This window comes from Candidatus Methylomirabilota bacterium, from assembly GCA_028870115.1.
GTDB lineage: Bacteria > Methylomirabilota > Methylomirabilia > Methylomirabilales > Methylomirabilaceae > Methylomirabilis.
This window is the reverse complement of record JAGWQH010000079.1, coordinates 1-1,049: the sequence shown is the minus strand read 5'-3', so window position 1 is coordinate 1,049 and position 1,049 is coordinate 1. Positions and strand designations below refer to the sequence as shown.

The following is a 1,049-nucleotide window of genomic DNA, read 5'->3' as shown; positions in this document are numbered from 1 at the left end:
TTCCTCAAGGCCTTGCAGGCTGAGGGCAAAAGGGAACGGCGTTGCGGCGTAGAAAGCGCCCTGAATACTTCATAACTTAGACCGGATAGCGGAAGGTGTCAACCTCGCTATGAGTAGGCAGATCGGCTCCGAAAGATCACTCCAAGCTGTTCAGGTCTTGCTGGGCCAAAGGCTCGGGGCCCTTCGGCCAGCGCGCGGTCTTCTCCTTTGCCCTCCCCTGCTGCTTGTGCTATAAGGATGCGATGCTTTCCAGAAGGCACTTCCTGACCTCTCTTCTCACGCCAGCCCTCCTGGCCCTAGTCCCGGACCTGGTCAACGCACAGGAGGGGGTGTTTCTTTCTGAGGAGGAAGCCCCCAGGGCGGTCTTTCCAGAGGCGACCCAGTTCGAAAAGAAGGTCATCCCGTCAACAGAGGCCCTGCGGGAAAAGATGAAAGCCCTCCTCGGCCGCACGCGACCCTCCATCTGGGAAGATGCCTATGTCACCTACCTGGCGCGTCGGAACGGTGAGCACCTCGGCTTTGCCGTCATCACCGAAGAGATCGGTAAGCACCGACCCATCACGTTCATTGTCGGCATCACACCTGACGGTAAGGTCAAGGATGTCGCCCTGATGGTCTATCGCGAGATCTACGGAGCAGAGGTCCGGGACCGGCGTTTCATGCGCCAGTATCATGAGAAAGACCTCGCCGCACCACTCGCTCCCTATCGAGATATTGTCAATATCGCTGGAGCTACCCTCTCGGTCCAGTCGATCAGCCGAGGAGTCAGAAAAGTTCTGGCCTTGGCCCAACTCGTCCTCCTCAATGGGTCCAATCGACCATGAGCATGAAAGCCTACGCCCCCTCACCTTCATTCTCTCCCCTAGTTGGGGGAGAGGAGTCTTCTTTACTTCCCCTCGCCCCCGGGTACCCCTTGGGTGCGGAGAGGGCGAGGGTGAGGAGGATTTTAGAACCGGTGCCGATACCTCTACGAGAGATCCATTATGTTATGGGAACACTGCTGGAGATCACGCTGTATCATCAGTCACCGCAGAAGGGAAAGCGGGTGC

The 1,049-nt window shown here is 57.9% G+C and carries 1 protein-coding gene; it reads left to right on the top strand.

Annotation, left to right across the window (positions count from 1 at the left end; all coding sequences use genetic code 11):
- The first annotated feature begins 242 nt into the window (after positions 1-242).
- Positions 243-824: an FMN-binding protein gene (locus KGL31_08980; protein ID MDE2322030.1), complete on the top strand. Its 582-nt coding sequence runs from the start codon at positions 243-245 to the stop codon at positions 822-824.
- Positions 825-1,049 lie beyond the last annotated feature (225 nt).

Coding starts and splice junctions, on each gene's coding strand:
- KGL31_08980 (MDE2322030.1), top strand. CDS start 243: ATGCTTTCCAGAAGGCACTTCCTGACCTCTCTTCTCACGCCAGCCCTC.